This is a genomic window from Streptomyces sp. NPDC104096, from assembly GCF_055584385.1.
In genome coordinates this window covers 161162-178797 of the sequence record NZ_JBVJMD010000012.1, presented here as the reverse complement: position 1 = coordinate 178797, position 17636 = coordinate 161162, and the positions used below count along the sequence as shown (strand labels likewise).

General features: G+C 68.3%; 12 protein-coding genes and 3 pseudogenes. 10 read left to right on the top strand and 5 right to left on the bottom strand.

All coding sequences use genetic code 11. The features are described 5' to 3' along the window. The first annotated feature begins 433 nt into the window (after positions 1 to 433). On the top strand, positions 434 to 2173 hold the full coding sequence (locus ACZ60B_RS16080) for a glycoside hydrolase family 27 protein (protein WP_469387310.1): 1740 nt from the start codon (positions 434 to 436) through the stop codon (positions 2171 to 2173). A 279-nt stretch (positions 2174 to 2452) separates the two neighbouring features. On the opposite strand, the pseudogene ACZ60B_RS16075 reads toward ACZ60B_RS16080, so the two are convergent. Then, positions 2453 to 2695 (bottom strand): annotated as a pseudogene (locus ACZ60B_RS16075) (IS3 family transposase); the annotation flags it as partial. 91 nt (positions 2696 to 2786) lie between these two features. Next, positions 2787 to 3182 carry a hypothetical protein gene (locus ACZ60B_RS16070; protein WP_469387308.1) on the bottom strand — a complete coding sequence of 132 codons (396 nt, stop codon included), beginning with the start codon at positions 3180 to 3182 and terminating at the stop codon, positions 2787 to 2789. A 363-nt stretch (positions 3183 to 3545) separates the two neighbouring features. On the opposite strand from ACZ60B_RS16070, the pseudogene ACZ60B_RS16065 reads away from it, so the two are divergent. Together ACZ60B_RS16065 and ACZ60B_RS16060 are read left to right on the top strand one after the other, a co-directional pair. Beyond that, a pseudogene (locus ACZ60B_RS16065) lies at positions 3546 to 3887 on the top strand (ATP-binding protein); the annotation flags it as partial. Between the two features lie 19 nt (positions 3888 to 3906). Beyond that, the gene (locus tag ACZ60B_RS16060; protein WP_469387306.1) at positions 3907 to 4476 is read left to right on the top strand and encodes a DUF4265 domain-containing protein; all 570 of its coding nucleotides are present in this window, start codon (positions 3907 to 3909) and stop codon (positions 4474 to 4476) included. Between the two features lie 204 nt (positions 4477 to 4680). Here ACZ60B_RS16060 and ACZ60B_RS16055 read toward each other — a convergent pair whose 3' ends face one another. Beyond that, positions 4681 to 5325, bottom strand: coding sequence for a TetR/AcrR family transcriptional regulator (locus ACZ60B_RS16055; RefSeq protein ID WP_469387304.1), 645 nt, complete (start codon positions 5323 to 5325; stop codon positions 4681 to 4683). A 161-nt stretch (positions 5326 to 5486) separates the two neighbouring features. Here ACZ60B_RS16055 and ACZ60B_RS16050 point away from each other — a divergent pair, with 161 nt between their 5' ends. From ACZ60B_RS16050 to ACZ60B_RS16025, 6 genes and pseudogenes are all read left to right on the top strand, one after another. Beyond that, a complete protein-coding gene (locus tag ACZ60B_RS16050; protein ID WP_469387302.1) occupies positions 5487 to 6449 on the top strand; it encodes a zinc-dependent alcohol dehydrogenase family protein in 963 nt (320 codons plus the stop codon). A 940-nt stretch (positions 6450 to 7389) separates the two neighbouring features. Continuing rightward, positions 7390 to 8943 (top strand): alpha/beta hydrolase, encoded by a 1554-nt coding sequence (locus ACZ60B_RS16045; RefSeq protein WP_469387300.1) that lies wholly within the window; start codon positions 7390 to 7392, stop codon positions 8941 to 8943. Positions 8944 to 9264: 321 nt separating this feature from the next. Beyond that, the gene (gene pepN / locus ACZ60B_RS16040; RefSeq protein ID WP_469387298.1) at positions 9265 to 11697 is read left to right on the top strand and encodes an aminopeptidase N; all 2433 of its coding nucleotides are present in this window, start codon (positions 9265 to 9267) and stop codon (positions 11695 to 11697) included. 216 nt (positions 11698 to 11913) lie between these two features. Next, the gene (locus tag ACZ60B_RS16035) at positions 11914 to 12714 is read left to right on the top strand and encodes an NAD-dependent epimerase/dehydratase family protein (protein WP_469387296.1); all 801 of its coding nucleotides are present in this window, start codon (positions 11914 to 11916) and stop codon (positions 12712 to 12714) included. 184 nt (positions 12715 to 12898) lie between these two features. After that, positions 12899 to 13524, top strand: a pseudogene (locus ACZ60B_RS16030) (transposase); the annotation flags it as partial. Beyond that, the gene (locus ACZ60B_RS16025; RefSeq protein ID WP_469387347.1) at positions 13520 to 13996 is read left to right on the top strand and encodes a zinc ribbon domain-containing protein; all 477 of its coding nucleotides are present in this window, start codon (positions 13520 to 13522) and stop codon (positions 13994 to 13996) included. The pseudogene ACZ60B_RS16030 and the gene ACZ60B_RS16025, both read left to right, overlap by 5 nt. 13 nt (positions 13997 to 14009) lie before the next feature. Here ACZ60B_RS16025 and ACZ60B_RS16020 read toward each other — a convergent pair whose 3' ends face one another. Further along, the gene (locus tag ACZ60B_RS16020; protein ID WP_469387294.1) at positions 14010 to 14717 is read right to left on the bottom strand and encodes a YoaK family protein; all 708 of its coding nucleotides are present in this window, start codon (positions 14715 to 14717) and stop codon (positions 14010 to 14012) included. 294 nt (positions 14718 to 15011) lie between these two features. Between ACZ60B_RS16020 and ACZ60B_RS16015 the strand changes: the two genes are divergently transcribed. After that, entirely contained in the window at positions 15012 to 15623 is a 612-nt protein-coding gene (locus ACZ60B_RS16015) for a hypothetical protein (RefSeq protein ID WP_469387292.1), read from the top strand. A gap of 524 nt (positions 15624 to 16147) precedes the next feature. Here ACZ60B_RS16015 and ACZ60B_RS16010 read toward each other — a convergent pair. Then, the gene (locus ACZ60B_RS16010) at positions 16148 to 17467 is read right to left on the bottom strand and encodes a phosphoribosyltransferase family protein (RefSeq protein WP_469387290.1); all 1320 of its coding nucleotides are present in this window, start codon (positions 17465 to 17467) and stop codon (positions 16148 to 16150) included. Positions 17468 to 17636: the final 169 nt, after the last annotated feature.

The window sequence follows — 17636 nt, the reverse complement described above, 5'->3', positions numbered from 1 at the left end:
GACACCGAGGCGGGGTGGCAGGGGACGGGGCCACCGAGAGGTGTGGGCGAGGGCGAGGCTGGGCCGACTTCATCGCCCGCCTGCGCACCCTTGGCCCGCGTGCACAGCCAGGACCCGACGGTGACCGCGGACAGATGACCAGAGGAATCTCCGCCGGCCGCCGATGAGTGGGGCTCCTCCTCAGGCACGGTCACTCTGAGTCGGGGCGGTGGTATCCGGTTTCGCCTCGGTTGCTGTGTAAACCCTTGACGGAGTCTGTGTGGACTGCGACGGTATGCCCCGGCATTCGCACAGAATCCAAGACTTTCCACCCTCATCCGTCACGCGTCTTTTGCATTCCGTCGGCTGTTCACGCACCTGACGCGGAGTCATTCACGCCTGTCCGCAGGCTCGAGTGCCTATCGGGTAGCCCCCCATTCGAAAGAAGGACAACGTGCGCCTCCATATGCCCCGCAAGCTCCACGTGGTCCGCACACTCCGGACGTCCCGTGCCTCTCGTGCGCTCCGGACACCCTGTGCTGCCCGCCCTGAGTACGACTCGGCCCGTACCGGCAGGCGTAAGTCCGCCCGCAGACGTACCGGTACCGCGGTCGGCACCGTCCTGGCCCTGATCGCCGCCTCAGCCGCCTGGGTCCTGGGTGCCGCGCCACAGGCCGACGCCCTGCCCAACGGGCTGGCGCTCACCCCACCGATGGGCTGGAACAGCTGGAACAAGTTCGGATGCAACATCACCGAACAGAAGGTCGAGTCCGTCGCCGACTACCTGGTCTCCTCCGGGCTGGCCGCGTCCGGCTACACCTACGTCGACATCGACGACTGCTGGATGGCCGGCAGCCGCGACGCCGCCGGCCGTCTCGTGCCCGACCCCGTCAAGTTCCCGGACGGCATCAGCGGCACGGCCGCGTACGTGCATGCCAAGGGCCTGAAACTCGGCATCTACGAGAGCGCGGGCACCAAGACCTGCGCCGGCTACCCCGGCAGCCTCGGCCACGAGCAGACCGACGCGAACAGCTTCGCCTCCTGGGGCGTGGACCTGCTCAAGTACGACAACTGCAACGGCGACGGGACCTCCGCCCAGCAGCGCGACACCACCATGCGCGACGCCCTGGCCCATAACAGCGCCGGTCGCGCCATCCTGTTCAGCCTGTGCGAGTGGGGCGTGGACAACGTGTGGACGTGGGGCGCGGGCGTCGGCAACATGTGGCGCACCACCGGCGACATCAATGACAGCTACGGCTCCCTGCTGTCGATCTTCCACGCCAACGTCAAACTGGCGCAGTACGCCGGCCCCGGTGGCTGGAACGACCCCGACATGCTGGAGGTCGGCAACGGCGGCATGTCGTTCACCGAGGACCGCAGCGAGTTCAGTCTCTGGGCCGAGATGGCCGCCCCGCTGATCACGGGCAACGATCTGCCCAACTCTTCTGCCGCCACCGCCTCCATCCTCGGCGACCGGGACGTCATCGCGGTCGACCAGGACGCGCTCGGCAAACAGGGCGTGCAGATATCCTCCGTCGGCGGCCTGGACGTGCTGGCCAAGCCGCTGGCCGGCGGCGACGTGTCGGTCGCGCTGTTCAACGAGAACTCCGGCGCGGCCACCATCTCCACCACCGCGTCGGCGGTCGGCCTGCCCGCCTCGTCCAGCGGCTACAGCCTGGACAACCTGTGGTCGCACGTGAAGACCACCACCAGCGGTGCGATCTCGGCCACCGTGCCCGGCCACGGCACGGTCCTGTTCCGGGTGTCCACCGGCTCGGCCACCAGCACCGGCACCACGCACGCCCTGGTCGGCGCCTCCTCCGGCCGCTGCCTCGACGCGTACGACAACGAGACCACTCCCGGCACGAAGATCGAGATCTGGGACTGCAACGGCGGTGCCAACCAGAAGGTCACCCTGACGGCGGCCGGCGAACTGCGGCTGTACGGGGGCACACAGTGCCTGGACGCGACCGGCGCAGCGACCACCGCGGGCACCAAGGTCGAGCTGTGGAACTGCAACGGCGGCACGAACCAGCAGTGGCGCCCGAACGCCGACGGCACGGTCACCGGCGTCCAGTCCGGCCTGTGCCTCGACGTCACCGGCGGCGACCAGCCGGCCGGCAACGTCAACGGCACCCAGCTGGAGCTGTGGAACTGCAACGGCGGCGCGAACCAGCAGTGGCGCCTGAGCTGAACGAGCCAGGGCTCACCGTGATTCCCCTCGCACCGTCTCGGCCCACCGGCCGGCCCGCACCCACCGGGGCCGGCCGGTGGGCCGAGACGGTGCGCCCCGGATCCGAGGTCGCTGTGCGCGTCGGTCAAGACGTTCACGAAGCTCCTGGCAGCGAGGTCGCTGTTGGTCGACAGCCCATCTGCCTGAGGTTTCGTCGCCCGTCACCGCAACCGCTCGATCCTGCAGCCAGGTTGGAAGGGACTCAGGGTCTCGTGTGTTCAAGATCAAGGGACAAGGCCCGGGCAGACAGGTGATGTCGCCGACGTACTTCGTGTTCGGACTCCGGGCGGTGAAGTCGCGACCGATCAGGTCCGGTGCCTTGGCCGCGGCCGGGTCGGCGACGGTGGTGCGGTGCCGACGGCACAGGCGGAACCCTTCGATCCCGAACGTCCGCATGGTCCTCGCGACGCGCTTGTGGTTGACCGCCTCACCGCCTGCCTCGCAGAGTTCGGCGGTGATCCTGGGGATGCCATAGGTGCTGTCCGATCACCAGCGCGTCTCCCCGGCGAAATACTTCGCCGCCTTCCGCAGGATCTCGCGTTCCTCCTCAGTGCTGGTGCAGGAGGTGCCGGTGTTATTTGCTGGGCATGTCGGCATTCATGCGAGACCTCGATGCTCCACGGGACAGGCGTGTGAGCAGCTGACCCGCACCGACGGCGACGTAAAGCAGGACCAGAACCCCGAGTCCGAGGTCGAGCCAGTCATAGGACGCGCCCCTGAAGAGTGAGGTCCATGCCCGGGCACCCGCGACGGATCCGGCAACTACCAGCAGCACCGACATCACGGCGTACAACGCCTTCGCAGCCCCGGGCCGCCGCTTTTTGAGCAGGTCACCACCGACGCCAAGCGCGACTACCGCAGGGAAGGCATCATGCGGCTCCAGGCGCCCCGCCCCGATCGCGTCCACGATGTTGATCAAGACGCCGATCGAGCAGACGACCAGTGCGCCCTGGGATATACGGCGGCTCATCGATCCTCGCTTGCAGTCGATACTTCGGTGGCACCGGATCAGTCTTCGCTGCCGCGGCACAGCGGCCGGCAGACGCAGGTCCCAGCCCGTCCCCTGGTGTCACGCTGTCACGCCGGACCGCCGACGCGTCCGTATCTCGCTTTCCCCCAGGTCAGGTCCGATCCTAGCGGGACGTGACAGGGCGGAGTGACGCGCTGCGTGACAGCGGCCGTGCCGGGTGCAGGCCCTGGGGTCGCGAAGCCGTGTCACCCACGCGCTTTGAGGGGGCGGTCGGCGACCACCATGCGGGTGGCATGCCGCTGACGGGTCTTGCAGTCGAGCTGTCGGCGGATCTCGCCGAATCCGGCGTCGGCGATCCGGCGGGCAAGGCGCCGGGTGAACGAGCTGGTCGAGGCGGCAGACGACAAGCAACTGGGCGAGACCGTCGCCCGCTACGAGCGCGTTCACCTGCTCGAAATCGATGAGTTGGGCTGTCTCCAACTCGACCGCCGAGGCGCGGAAATGCCTTTCCAGGTTCTCACTGAGTGTGAGGGGAAGAGCAGCATCGCGATCGCCTCCAACGAGGCTTTCACCGGCTGGAGCCGGACCTTCACCGCCCCACGGCTCTGCGCGGCGATCGTGGACCGGCTCACCTTCAACCCCACCCTCATCGAGACCGGCACCGAGTCCTACCGTCTGGCTCGTTCCAAAGCCCGGGTGGAGCAAAAGAAGGGGGTAGTAGTGAATGGAGCACCCCGTCAGCCGCGCGAGCCGAAGCCATGGGACGATCTTCGCCGAGATGAGCAGCCGGCAGGGGGCGGAGATGCAGTACATCGTGCACGAGGACCCGGTCGGGCGGGCCGAGAGCAACTACATCGCCCAGGCCGATCTGGCCCCCTTCGACCTCGACGGGCAGATCGAGCAGTTGTGGCTCCTACCCGAAGAGGACGGCACATACGCGGTGGCCTGCATCCCCTTCATGACTTACGGCCTCGCCCTCGGAGACAGGGTCCGTCTCTCGCCGGAAATTCGCGTGGTCGAAGTTGTCCGGACGAGCGGACACCGCGTCCTGCGCACACTGCTCAGGCCGAGCGCGGACGCCGAACGACTTGGCCGCAGCATCAACCTCATCAAGAACTCGATCAAAGAATCCGGGTTGCTCAGCGAATGGCACGGGGAGCGCTTCATCGCCATCGACGTCCCTCCCGGCACCGACATGAGCCCGCTGTTCGCCCTGCTGCAACGGGAAGTCGACGAAGCAGGCGCCTTCTGGGAATGGGCCGACGCGATGCCGTTCTCGACGGCACGGAGCTGACCGCGCCGCGACGCCCCCAGTGGCCCCGACGCAGCCAACAACTAGGCCCCCACTGACCGACCACCGGCGCGTCGGTCTACCGGCGGCTGCAGCCAATTGCCCTGATTCAACTGGCCCTGTGGGCTGCTCGCCGGTCCTCCATGCCGTCCCACCTCCCCGGCACGCCCTGGTCCGCAAGGATCGGCGAACCTCCAGGCAACGGCTCTATGGCGTGCTGGGCGAGTGGGTGAGTCGCAGGCGTGGTGCCGGTGGCAGCGGCGTAGGGGCTGCCGTCTCCGGTGTGGCGCGGAACGCCTCGATCACATAGGCGGCGAAGCGGCGGGAGGTCGTTATCCGGGCCGCACTCGGAGTGTCCTGCAGGCCCCGGTGGGCCATGAGCATGAGGACCAGGTCGTCGATGACGAAGTCGGGGCGCAGTCGGCCGGTCTTCTGGGCACGGCGGGCCAGTTCGCCGACCGCGCGCCATGTCTGCTCCCGGTCGTCGGCGAAGTCCATGGCCTCGGGAAAGGCGGTCATGAAGGCGTCGGCGAATCCTCGGCTGTGTGCGTGGAGTTCGCAGATCCGCTCGACCAGGCTCCGGAATCCGTGCCACGGGTCCGGGTCCGCAAGGGCGTCGCTGACGGCGGCCTGGCAGGTCCGCCGCTGCTGGGCGAAAGTCTCCACGACCAGTGCCTGCTTGGTCGGGAAGTGCCGGTACAGCGTGGCGGGGCCGACGCTCGCATGCCGGGCGACCTCGCGCATGGGTGCGCTCAGACCCTCCTCGCCGAACACCGCGCGGGCAGCGTCCAGGATGCGGGCCCGGTTGTCGCGGGCGTCGGAGCGCACGGTCTGAGGCAATTGGCTGGTCATCGTTTCTCACTTTAACCAAACGGACGGGGGTGTCCGTTACGGTCCGGTGGCAGTGCTGCTGTCCCGTCCCGGCACTTCACCGGTGATGGCCGACGGGGGCGGCTCGAGACGCACGGCCGCAGCAACTGCGAACCGTCCCTCGACCGGTTTGAGGAGCAGAGATGAAAACTGTCGTGATCAGGACGTTCGGCGACCCCGATGGCCTGGAGGTCGTCGATGTGCCCGCGCCCGTGCCTGCCCCGGGGCAGGTGCAGATCGTCACGGAGGCGATCGGGGTGGGCGGCGTGGACGCGGTGATCCGCCGGGGAACGCTTGCCGCCTACGGCTTCCGGGAGGGCCACGTGCTCGGCAGCGAGGTCGCGGGAAGGGTTGCCGCGGTGGGAGAGGGCGTGGACGCCTCGTGGATCGGGCGGCGGGTGTGGGCGTTCACCGGCCTGTCCGGTGGATATGCCGAGCAGGCCGTCGCCGCGGTCGAGGACGTCCTCGCACTGCCCGACGGTCTGACCGCCGCCGCCGCGGTGACCCTCGGCGGCTCCGGCGTGGTCGCCCACTTCGCCCTGGAACGGGCCCGCTTCACGCCCGGAGAGGCGGTGCTCGTACGTGGTGCGGCGGGCAGTATCGGGATCACGGCGGTCCAGCTCGCAACCAGGCGTGGCGCGAGCGCGGTGGCGGTCACCACCTCGTCGGTGGACCGTGGTGCCCGCTTGAGGGATCTGGGTGCCACCCATGTCCTTGACCGCACCGGCGAGGGCGGCCCGGACACACCGCTGGGCTTCGACGTGGTGATCGATGTCGTGGGAGGCCCCCAGCTTCCCCTTTTCCTGGACAAGCTGAATCCCAACGGGCGGTTGGTGGCTGTCGGTGTGGTGGGCGGGCAGCCACCGGCGGACTTCGGCATGCGGCTGATGGATGCCTTCCGCAAGTCGTTGTCGTTCGCCACTTTCAGCTCTGACACCGTGCCCGGTCCCGACCGCCAGAGCGTGCGGTCCGCCCAGTTCGCCGATGCTGCGCACGGGGACCTGCGCACGGTCGTGCACGAGGTGCTGCCTCTGGACCAGGCGGCGCCGGCCCACCACCGGATGGACGCGGGGGAGGTGTTCGGCAGGATTGTGCTGGCGCCCTGACCCGGGCCTGGGCGGCCGTGTCGCGGTGAGGATCGTGCACAGCAGACGTCACGCGGCCGCGCGGAGCCGGCCGAAAGGCTGTGTCTGGTACGGCTGATGGACCTGGACGAACTGCCGCGTCCCCGGCATGCCGAAAGCGGCAGCCGAGAGGTACCCGTCGGTGCAGCGGTCCGCTCTGCCAGGCCGGTAGCCGGTGTCGTCCCCGGCCGGCTGGGGACGGACGACCCGCAGCGGGGGCTGTGAGGCGACCAGGTCCTGCGTCAGGCCGTGCGCGCGCACACGGGAGCCACGGCAGCTTTCTGGTCGCCCGCGTTCGTTCTGATTGACACGATGGAGGCAGGTTATGCCGTGGGGGGAGGACAAGGGCGCCACAGCGTTCGACACGAACCGGCCGATGGTGTTCGGCGCGGCCCGCGGCCTGTGACTGGCTCGACGCGCATCCGGTCCAGTAGCCGTCGCTGCGAGGCCTGCTGGGCGAAGCCCTCGCCCGCGTTCGCCAGGACTTCGATCGAGGGATGCTGTGAGTACGTGTTGCAGATGGGCTTTCGGCTGTCGCCGGCAGCGACAATGGCGCATGCCGTGTCCGTGGACGAACTCGTTGACGGTGCCCTCGACTCCTGAGCGGACCGCGTAGCGGCTTCCAGCCGGGGGGGCTACTGCTCCGCGCGGACGCGGAGTTGCAGGTCGCGGAGTTCTTGTGGGGAAGGCCCAGAGTCCGGGCGCTGTCGGCGGTGGTGGTACACCGGGTGCGCATTGGGCAGGGGCGGTACTTCCTCTTGGTGAACCGTGCCGGCCACCGCTGAACTGGCCCTGGGGACAAGTGATTTGCAGGCGGTCGAAGTCGAGGCTTGTATCCTGAACGCATTTGGCGGTGGGACGATCACGGGTACGGGCATGCGGGCACGCGGCCGGTGTCCAGGGGCGGGAGCGCGGGGTTTAGATGAGTGACGCACATCCGATACGAAGCCGCAAACCAGGCCTCTCGGTCGGCGCGCGCGTCATCGCCGTGGCCGTCCTCACCGTGATCGGGGCCGTCAGCGCCTGGCTCCAGCACGACGCTCCCGGCCGAAGTGCGGAGCCGCGTACGGAGCTCACCGCGAGCAACCCGCCCTCCGGTCTGCCCACCGCGCTCACCACCGGCCAGCACCTCCACTGGTCCACCTGCACCTCGCCGCCCACCGCGCGCACGGGCTACGACTGCGCCACCATGAAGGCCCCCCTCGACTATCGGAAACCGGACGGCAGGACGATCGACGTCGCCCTGATCCGCCGCAAGGCCACCGGAGCGAACGCCCGGCGCATCGGCTCGCTCGTCCTCAACTTCGGCGGCCCCGGCGTGTCCGGCGTGAGCGGACTGCCCGAATTCCTCAACCAGTACGAGCCGCTCCTCGACCGCTACGACCTGGTCTCCTTCGACCCGCGCGGCGTCGGCGCGACCATCCCCGTGCGATGCGGGAAGACCGCGGACGACACCGGCTACGACAGCGTCGACGCCTGCGCCGAGCACTCCGGGGCGCTCCTCCCGTACATCGGCACCTCGCACACCGCGCGCGACCTCGACCTGATGCGCTACCTCCTCGGCGACGAGCAGTTGCACTACTTCGGCGTCTCGTACGGAACGGCGCTCGGTGCGGTCTACGCCCACCTGTACCCGTCGCACGTCGGACGGCTCGTCCTCGAAGCGTCCGTCGATCCGACCGAGGACCTCGACGAGAAGCAGGTGTCGCAGGTCAAGGCGGTCCAGGCGGCGTTCGACCGGTTCGCCGCGCACTGCGGGGCCCGTATCCGCCACTGCCCGACCGGCGACGGGCCCGAGGAGGCCGCGCGGCGCATGGCGCGCCTGGCCGATCGCCTGGAGAAGAAGCCCGCCCCGGCCGGCGCCGGAAGGAGCCTCGACGCCGACGACCTCGCGCACGCCATCAGCGACCATCTCGACCGCGGCACGGACGGCTGGGCGCCGCTCGCCAAGGCCCTCACCGCGCTGATCGACCACAACGACGGCCGTCCGCTGAGCGAGGGCGCGGACGACGTCGGCTCCGCCGACCGCGCGGCGACTGCAAATGACTTCAGCCGCGCCGCCCTGGTCGCGATCACCTGCGCGGACTCCAGCCTTCGCCCCAGCTTCGAACGCCTCGACCGGGACGAGGCCCGCATCAAAGCCGCCTCGCCCGTCTTCGGCGCAGCCTGGTCCACCGGCGTCTACCTCTGCTACGACTGGCCCTTCGACGGCGAGCGCGCCACGCTCCAGGTGGACGCCGACGGTGCGGCCCCCGTCCTGGTGGTCGGCGGCACCGGCGACCCGAACACCCCCTACCCCGGCGCCCGCCACATGGCCCACGCCCTGGGCGACGGCGTCGGCGTCCTCCTGACGGCCCAGGAGGAGGGCCACGGCACCTACTCCCAGAACCGCTGCGTCGCGGAGAAGGTCGACCACTACCTCCGCACGGGCCGCACCCCGGCTCCGGGGACGGTGTGCCGGGGCAGCATGTCCTGAGGCTCGTACGGATCCGCCGGGCGGCTTCGAGCACCGACTGGCGTGGGAGATCACCACGGAAGACGCGACAATGGCAGGCGGCTGGACACCCTATTTCCCGATCGGGTGATCGCCAGGCTCCATGACAGGGATGAGCAGGGGCTACTCCATGCGGTAGAGATGTGATCATTTACCATTTCTGGGTGCTCTGTCCTCCAGGGTCTGGGAGGAAGCCGCCGATCAGCCGATAGGCGACGCGAGGGACGAACCCGATTCACGTGGGCCGCTTGCTGCTGAGGGCGTGGTTCGCAACGAATGAACGAATCTTGGAGAGGGAAAGCGATGAGCGGCAGGAGTCTGACCCAAACCGAGGCAGAAGAGCGCGCGAGGCTGCTGACGGTCGAACGGTATGACGTTGCCGTCGACCTTACGGATCTGATGACCGGCTCGCGGGTCCGGTGCGAATCGACGACCACCTTTACGTGTCACCAGCCCGGGGCCGAGACCTTTGTCGATTGTGCGGCGGCGGTCGAGAGCGCCACGCTCAACGGGGTCGTGCTGCGGCCGGCTGTCCAGGGCCGGATCGCACTGACCGATCTTGCCGAACGCAACGTCCTCACGGTGGTCTCGGTGGCGGAGTGCTCGGCCGATGGCCGGGGCGTGCACAAGGCGGTCGATCCCGCCGACGGCGAGACGTACGTCTACACCGACTTCAGTCCCGACTACGCCCGGTACGTGTTGGCCTGCTTCGATCAGCCGGACCTCAAGGCGCCGTGGGCGTTCACCGTGACCGCTCCTGCCGGCTGGCGGGTGTTGAGCAACAGCGGTGACCCGCAGATCGAATACCTCGGCTCCCTGCGGCGCTGGACCTTCCCGCCGACACCACCGCTGGCGACGTACAACACTGTGATCAACGCGGGCCCGTACTACGAATTGCGTCGTCGCGGAGCTGGTCATGATCTCGGCCTCTTCGCCCGACAGTCGCTGGCCTCCATCTTGGACCGGGACGCCGACGAACTGTTCACCCTGACCACCCAGGGGCTCGAGTTCTTCGCCGACAAGTTCGGCATGCCGTTTCCGCAGCACAAGTACGACCAGGTCTTCACGCCCGAATTCCCCGGCGCGTTGGAGAACTTCGGCTGCGTCACCTGGATGGACTGGTTCCTGCGCAGGAGCACCCCGACCAGAGCGGAGTGGGACATCTTCTCGCGGTACCTGTTGCACGAGCTCGCGCACATGTGGTTCGGCAACATCGTCACGATGCGCTGGTGGGAGGACCTGTGGCTGAACGAGGCGTTCGCGGAGTTCGCGAGCAATTGGGCCGCGGTGAGCGCGACGTCGTACACCGATGCCTGGACGGCACATCTGGCCGGCGAGAAACTCAAGGCCTATTCCATGGACCAGGGACCCACCACGCACCCGATCCGCCAGCAGGTCCGCAACGTCTCCGAGGCCGAAGCGACTTTTGACGCCATCACCTACTCCAAGGGCGCTTCCGTACTGCACCAGCTGATGACGTACGTCGGCGAGGCGAACTTCTGCGCCGGTCTCACCAGCTACTTCGCCACGCATGCCTGGGGCAACACCACACTGAAGGACCTGATCGACGCGGTCGCCGACGCCGGCGGACGTGACCTGGACCAGTGGCACGCGGAATGGCTGGAAACAGCGGGCACCGACCGGCTCACTCTCGACCACGACAAAGACGGCTTTGCCCTGGTCGCTCATGGCTCGGGTGGCCGGCCGCGCCCGCAGGTGCTTGCCGTCGGCGCCTACGAGCGTTCAGGGGACCACCTTGAGCGGACGGCACTCGTCGAAGTCGAGGTAGCGGGCGAACGGACCCGCCTCGACCTGCCAGCGGGAGCCGACCTGTATCTGGTCAACGATGAAGACCTGACCTTCGCCTCGACGAGACCTGACGCCACGACCAGAGACGCGTTCTTCGACAACGCCGCCCGCCTGCCCACTGCGACCGCGCGGGGTGTCGCCGTCACCACGGCCTGGGACATGCTGATCAACGGCGAAGCGACTGCCGCCGAAGCCGTGCAGTGCCTGACCGGGGTGCTGGCTGTCGAGACCTCCGCGTCGGTGATCGAGCCGTATATCAACCTGGCTGTCGAGGCCGCAGACCTGTGGAGCCCGAAGTCGGAGCGGGACGAATTGCTGCGAGCAGTGGCCGCGGCGTGCCGCAGTCTCTCCGGCGTCGGCGCCTACCGCAAAGCGGCGTTGCGCGGCTTCGCTCGCACCGCGGCCGAACCGGAGGAGGTGGCCTGGCTCCAGATCGAGGCCGGGGAGGACATCGATCTCCAGTGGCGAGCACTGGTTCGCAAGGCTCAGCTCGGAAGCCCGACCGCCACCGAGGCACAGGCTCTGCTCGACCGCGACCCGGACCCCGACGCATGGGTCAGCAGGCTCCAGGTCCGCGCTGCGACCCCGGACGCGGCAGAGAAGAACGCGGTGTGGCAGACGCTGGTGACGGACCGCGCGGTGCCTCTCGCTTCGGTCCACTCAGTTACGGCGCCGTTCTGGAGCGCCGGTCAGGACGACCTGCTGAGGCCCTACGCGGAGGCCTACCTCGATCTCGTGCCAACCATCCACCGCAGCGGAACCATGCCGGCGACGACCTACACCAAACACCTCTTCCCGTTCTTCGGTATCGACCTGACCTACCTGAAGCGAGCGCAAGTCCTGGCGGCGCAGGCTGCCCCGGTCGTCCGCACGAACCTCCTGGACCGGGCCGACCGGATGCGCCGCATATTGCGCTCCCGCGGCTGAAGGCTTGCGGCGCGGATGCTCCTTTCTGGTGTTCAGCGAGTGAGCAATGAGCGTTCTCAGCGTGGCCACTGATCGAGTGACGGTGTTGGCGCTCCTTGGGCATCCCCACCTCTCGCTCAGGAGGCCCCCAGCCCTGCTCGCTCAGTTCCTCACCGTCTTGATGAGTGGATCAACGCGCGCGAAAATGCGAGGGGCGTCGAAGCCAGGGGGAGAGCAGTGAGTCTGGGAACAGTGGCGGTGACAGGGGCGGCGGGCACCATCGGTTCCGTGGTGCGTGAGGCGCTACGACGCGAGGCGGCACGCCTGGTCCTGCTGGACCGCGTGCCGCTCCACCCGGAGGCCGAGAACGAAGACGTGCACACCGTGGACCTGCGGGACGCCGCCGCGGTGGAATCGGCCCTCGCGGGAGCCGACCGCGTACTCCACTTGGGCGGCGTGCCCGACGAGGCTCCGCTTCCGGACCTGCTCGAAGCCAATGTGCTGGGCACGCACCACGTCCTGGAGGCGGCGCGGCGCACGGGAATCGAGCGGGTGGTGCTGGCGAGCAGCAATCGTGTGACCGGCTTCTACCCCGCCGGACATCTCACCGGTCCGCAGGAGCCGACACGCCCTGACGGCCTGTACGGGGTGAGCAAGGTGGCCGTCGAGGCGCTCGGGCAGTTGTACGCCGACAAGTTCGGTCTGTCGGTGATCTGCCTGCGCATCGGCAGTTTCGAGCCTATGCCTGCCGAGCCCCGGCACCTGGCGACCTGGCTGAGCCCGCGCGACGCCGTCGGCTACATCCGGGCCGCCCTGACCGCACCGTCCTCCACCCGCTTCGTCACGGCGTACGCCGTCTCTGCCAACACCCGCCGCTTCTGGAAACTCCCCGACGTGTCGGAACTGGCCTATGTCCCCGTCGACAACGCAGAAGCGCACGCTGCGGACATCCCGGGGGATCTTCCAGCCGATCCGACCGGAGTCCAGGCCGGCCTCTATGCCGAGCCCGAGTTCACCCTCAAGCACCTTCGATCCTGACGCATGCAGCCCTCGCACGCGACTCGCGCTCGCAGCACGTCCCTTGAGGAACGACAAGCAGGCATGGGGATTTTCAGGGATCGCTGTCAACGGCGGGTGTGAAGGTCGGGATGCGCAACGGACAGGGCTCCCGTGCCGTTGAGGGAGGTGTTTGACGCCTCGACTCAGCAGCACAGGAGCCCGGTTGGTTCCGTATCGAGCCGCACTCGACCTGCCCCACGCCCTGGTCGAGTGGGACACGATGCTCATCGTCACCCGTGAGGGTGACCGGCGGTGCGAACTCCCGCCACACCGCCGTGCGCTCGTGTATCTGCGTCGCCACGACACCCTCGCCCGTATCGCCGCAGCCTTCGGGATATCTGTCGGCACCGCCCACGCCTACGTCACCGCGGTCACCGGTCTGCTCGCCGAGCAGGCGCCGGGCCTGCTGAAGACGCCGCGCGCGCACGACCCGGACTTCGTCCTGCTGGACGGCACGCTCGCAGAATGCGACCGCATCGACGACGGCAGGGCCGACTACTCCTCGAAACACAAACGGCACGGGGTGAACGTGCAGGTCGTCACGGACCCGGCCGGCGAGCCTCTGTGGCTGTCGCCAGCACTGCCGGGCCGGACCCACGATCTGACGGCCGCCCGCACCCACAAGATCCTCCGGATCTGCGCGCGTCAGGCGTCCCGATCCTCGCCGACATGGCCTACATCGGTGCGGGTGACTGGGTCACCACCGCCAAGTGCCGCCCGCCAGGCGGTGAACTCACCCTCACCGAGCGGACCCAGAACCGAATCGGCCCAGTTGAGGTAGGCGATGCCTACCGCGACCCCCTGGTGGGCCACCTCCGCGCGCAGCGAGTGGGTGAACGTGGAAGACCTCGCGGTGTCCGGCCTCGGCCGCACCCGGTTCGCCAAATCCGTACATGCCGCGGGATGGTCCGCGTTTATCGGCATGCTGCAGTACAAGTCGGCTCTGCACGGCCGTGCTTTCGCCAAAGTGGACCGGTCCTTCCCATCCTCCCAGGTCTGCTCGGCCTGCGGATTGCGGGACAGCCCCAAACGCCTGCACGTGAGGGAATGGACGTGCAGCGAGTGCAACGCCGTCCGCGACCGCGACGCAGCACGAAAAGTCCTCTTCGAAGGACGCCGCATCGTCGCCGCCGGAGGGGCGGAGACACTAAACGCCTCGTGGAGCGCCGGTAAGACCAGGACGAAAGTTCCGGCACAGCGCGTTGAAGCAGGAAGTTCCCGGAAGGGTCAGACGACCCGGGCCGGAATCCCTGGACTTTAGGTCAGGGAGCACGTCAATGCGTGTGACCCTGTGACTGTCCGTTCGCCTTCCTGCGTTCTAGACGGAGCGTTTCGCGAATCAGCATCGCTAGAACAGCGACGAGCAAAGCGGCCGCCACGGCGATTGCGGCAGTGCCGAAGATCCGAGTGCAGATGGCGCCTATGGCCGCGCCGACAGCGAATGCACCAACAATGATGCCGTACCGGCCGGCGTGCTGCGCACGTGCAGGCTCTCTGGTGGTGAACCACTGATAGGCGGCGACGACACTCGTGCGGAGGTTCCCGCTTGCCATCAAGGTCGCGTAGGGGGCGTCGCGCAGTGTCGTGAAGGTCGAAAACTGCAGGGCGGCAACGAAAGAAACCGTCACCGTTGTCACTGCCACGGGAGTCCGATCGGGCAATGACGCGATGGCTGACAGCAGCAGAATCTGAAGGGTCAGCACCAGTCGTAGAGGCCGACGCACGAACTTTTTAACAGCGGAAACCCCGAGCACTTCTACGGCAAGCACACCGATGATGAAAGCGCCAATCGGGATGAGTGACAGCGCTGCTGTGCTCCACTGCCATTTTGTGACGTGCAGGCAGAATAGGACCATATTGCCTGACTGCAAATTTGCAAATACGCCGAAGCGAATCAAGGTGTAGGCGTCCAGAAATCCACCTACTGAGGCGAGGAGCGCCCCAACGAGCAGGCTATCGGTTCGGCGATGGATCGTCGCCATAAAATGAAGCCTCCATAAACGCCCGGTCGGCGACCTCCGTGACGCTTCTTTTGTTCTCGTGTGTGGTTTCCCGCTCGTCCTCGACAGCGCGAAATTCTCTCCCAGCGCTCAACAGGCAGACTCGATTGCCCTCATCTCGGGCCGTGACTGCTAGCGAGAAGCAGGGTATCCGGGTTGAAGCTTGGGGACCGCTGGGGCAGAAACGTGGGTTTGCTGGAACCAGCATAGATCGCGTCCCGTGGAGTGCAACACCATTGCGTTTAGCCGTGAGGCCCGGCGTCAATGTCTCCGTCCTTGCCCCTTTTGAAGTCCAGCGTGTGCGCCTGCATGGCGTGCGGATGCCGGGATCGGCCGCAGGGCGTCGGCTTCAAGAGCGTGCTGCACCTGCGCGACGCCCCCGAGGTCCACGGCGTGGCCAGGGAGGGATCCAGGGTCCCCGACGGGTTTGCCTCCCGGCCCGCCCGGCCCGGCCACTACGACGCACTCATCCAGGAGGCGGCACCCGAACGTGCCGGTTTCGCCGGGCACTTGAAGGAGAACCTGCTCACGCTGAAGGTGCCGGTCTTCGTGGGGGAGGCACCGCAGACCGTTCACAGCTTCGCGCGCCGGGGCTTCGTCACCGTCGTCCGTCCGCCGCTGAACTCCGCCGACGCGCGCTCGGCCGCCGGGACGCAGGTGCGAGAACTCATGGACGACGGCGTCCCGTTCGAGCTGCTCCCCGACCGCACGGAATGTGTCCGGATGGAGTGTCGGGCCGCGGGGGAGACCTGGCGTAGGACGTACGACCGTCAGCCGGAGGTGCTGCACCACGCCCGCGGCCTGAAGGCGCAGCAGGTCACCTTGCGTCGGCGGATGCGACTGATCGTCGTCTGCGGAAAGGTCGACCCGGACCGAGCCAGGGAGTAGCTCACCGCGTCGATCGAGAACAGCGGGATGCGACGTGACTGGATGGCCTGGGAGAAGAAGGACGAGGTACGCGTCGCCGTACCGGTGGCCGATCCCCTGCGGAATTCTCACCGCACATGCCGACGCCGTGCCGAGAAGGACGCATTTCTGTCGTCGTTGCGGTCGCCGCACTTGGGCCGCGTTCAGACTGCGGTGTATCCGAGGTGACGATCAAGGTCTCTTCCCCTATGCTGCGACTTGCACATACGGGGGGCGGCTGGCCGTGAGGACCCTGGCGCCGTGACATGTGCGCATCAGTCACGTCATCTCAACTCGTGCTTCAGCATGCCGTCAGGCGTCTGACGCCGCCGAGGCGAACATGTGCCCGTGGGCCCGGACCGCGAGGAGCGGTCCGGGCCCACGGGCCATTGCCCGTCACGTGTGCATCGTCAACGCCGAGACGGTGTTGCTGCGCCGGACAGGCAACCTGAGAACCGCGCCCGGACGGGAACCGCGGCTCGGGGCCGACGACGTGCCCTCTGCGCTCAGGATCGGGCCACCCCGTGGTGTGCCGGGGCCATGTGATCGGTGAACCAGTCACGGGCCAGGCGGGTGACCTGCTCCAGGGTGCCCGGTTCCTCGAAGAGGTGGGTGGCACCGGGGACGACCGCGAGTTCGTTCTCGCACCGCAGCCGGGCCTGTGCATCGCGGTTGAGACCGAGCACGAGTCGGTCGTCGCCGCCGACGATCAGAAGGGTGGCGGCGGTCACGGCCGGCAGTCGTGGTCCGGCGAGATCGGGCCGTCCGCCACGGGAGACGACCGCGGCGATCCGGGCGTCGGGCTCGGCGGCGGCCCAGAGCGCGGCGGCAGCGCCGGTGCTGGCGCCGAAGTAGCCGATGGCCGGCTCCTGGGCCTCGGGCTGCTCGCGCAGCCAGCCGGTGGCGTCCGTGAGCCGTCGGGCGAGGAGCTCCGTGTCGAAGACATTGGCCCGGTCCATCGCCTCTTCCTCGGTGAGGAGGTCGAACAGCAGGGTGCCCAGCCCGGCCCGGTTCAAGCCGGTCGCGACGAACCGGTTGCGCGGGCTGCGCCGGCTGCTACCGCTGCCGTGCGCGAACACCACGATCCCGAGGGCGCCCTCGGGTACCGTCAACTGGCCCCGCAGCACCAGCGGACCCGCGCGTACATTCGCCTCCCGGTCCTCGGGCGCTGCCTGCCCGGGCGGAGCCCGGCGGGCGAGCGCTTCTTCCAGGCAGGCGACGACCTCGCCGTCGTCGGTCTGGGAGAAGTCGGCGTAGAACTGCCCGACCGCGTAGAAGTCCCACGGAGTGTGCGGGCACACCAGCTCGTCGGCGTCCGCACCCAGGCGCGCGGCCCAGTCGTGCGGGGCCACGGGAACCGCCAGCACGACCCGCGCCGCCCCGTGAGCGTGGGCGATCCGACAGGCCGCACGCGCCGTCGATCCGGTGGCGACCCCGTCGTCGACGACCAGTACCGTACGGCCCGCCAGGGCTGCCGGCTCCCGTTCGCCCCGGTAGCGCCGTGCACGGCTTTCGAGGACCTCCCGCTCGCGGGCCTCGACCTCGGCCAGGTCGTGCGCAGTGACCCGCGCGGTGCGCACCACCTCGTCGTTGATCACGCGAACGCCGCCTTCGCCGATGGCCCCCATGCCCAGCTCCGGCTGGAACGGCACGCCCAGTTTGCGCACCAGGCAGACGTCCAGCGGCACGCCCAGCGCCTTCGCGACCTCCGCGGCGACCGGGACACCCCCTCGAGGCAGCCCCAGCACCACGACATCAGTACCCTCGAGATGCTTCAGCAGGGGAGCCAGCCGTCGGCCGGCGTCCCGACGATCCAGGAACAACACGACCGGGCCTCCTCGCCCCCAGGAAACACGGCGGACGACGCCGTGTGCATGCGCCCCGTACTTCCATCCTCGCTCCAGCGGCGAACGAATGCGCACCCCTGTGAGAGGCGCTCCTGTTCTGCCGTGTGCCATCCCAGGGCCGGCCTCGAGCAACTTTTGTTCCGCCACC

Excerpts from the sequence above, each read along its gene's own strand:
- ACZ60B_RS16055 (WP_469387304.1), bottom strand. The coding sequence starts at position 5,325 with ATGACCAGCCAATTGCCTCAGACCGTGCGCTCCGACGCCCGCGACAAC.
- ACZ60B_RS16020 (WP_469387294.1), bottom strand. The coding sequence starts at position 14,717 with ATGGCGACGATCCATCGCCGAACCGATAGCCTGCTCGTTGGGGCGCTC.
- ACZ60B_RS16050 (WP_469387302.1), top strand. The coding sequence starts at position 5,487 with ATGAAAACTGTCGTGATCAGGACGTTCGGCGACCCCGATGGCCTGGAG.
- ACZ60B_RS16045 (WP_469387300.1), top strand. The coding sequence starts at position 7,390 with ATGAGTGACGCACATCCGATACGAAGCCGCAAACCAGGCCTCTCGGTC.
- ACZ60B_RS16060 (WP_469387306.1), top strand. The coding sequence starts at position 3,907 with ATGGAGCACCCCGTCAGCCGCGCGAGCCGAAGCCATGGGACGATCTTC.
- ACZ60B_RS16070 (WP_469387308.1), bottom strand. The coding sequence starts at position 3,182 with ATGAGCCGCCGTATATCCCAGGGCGCACTGGTCGTCTGCTCGATCGGC.
- ACZ60B_RS16025 (WP_469387347.1), top strand. The coding sequence starts at position 13,520 with ATGCCTACCGCGACCCCCTGGTGGGCCACCTCCGCGCGCAGCGAGTGG.
- pepN (WP_469387298.1), top strand. The coding sequence starts at position 9,265 with ATGAGCGGCAGGAGTCTGACCCAAACCGAGGCAGAAGAGCGCGCGAGG.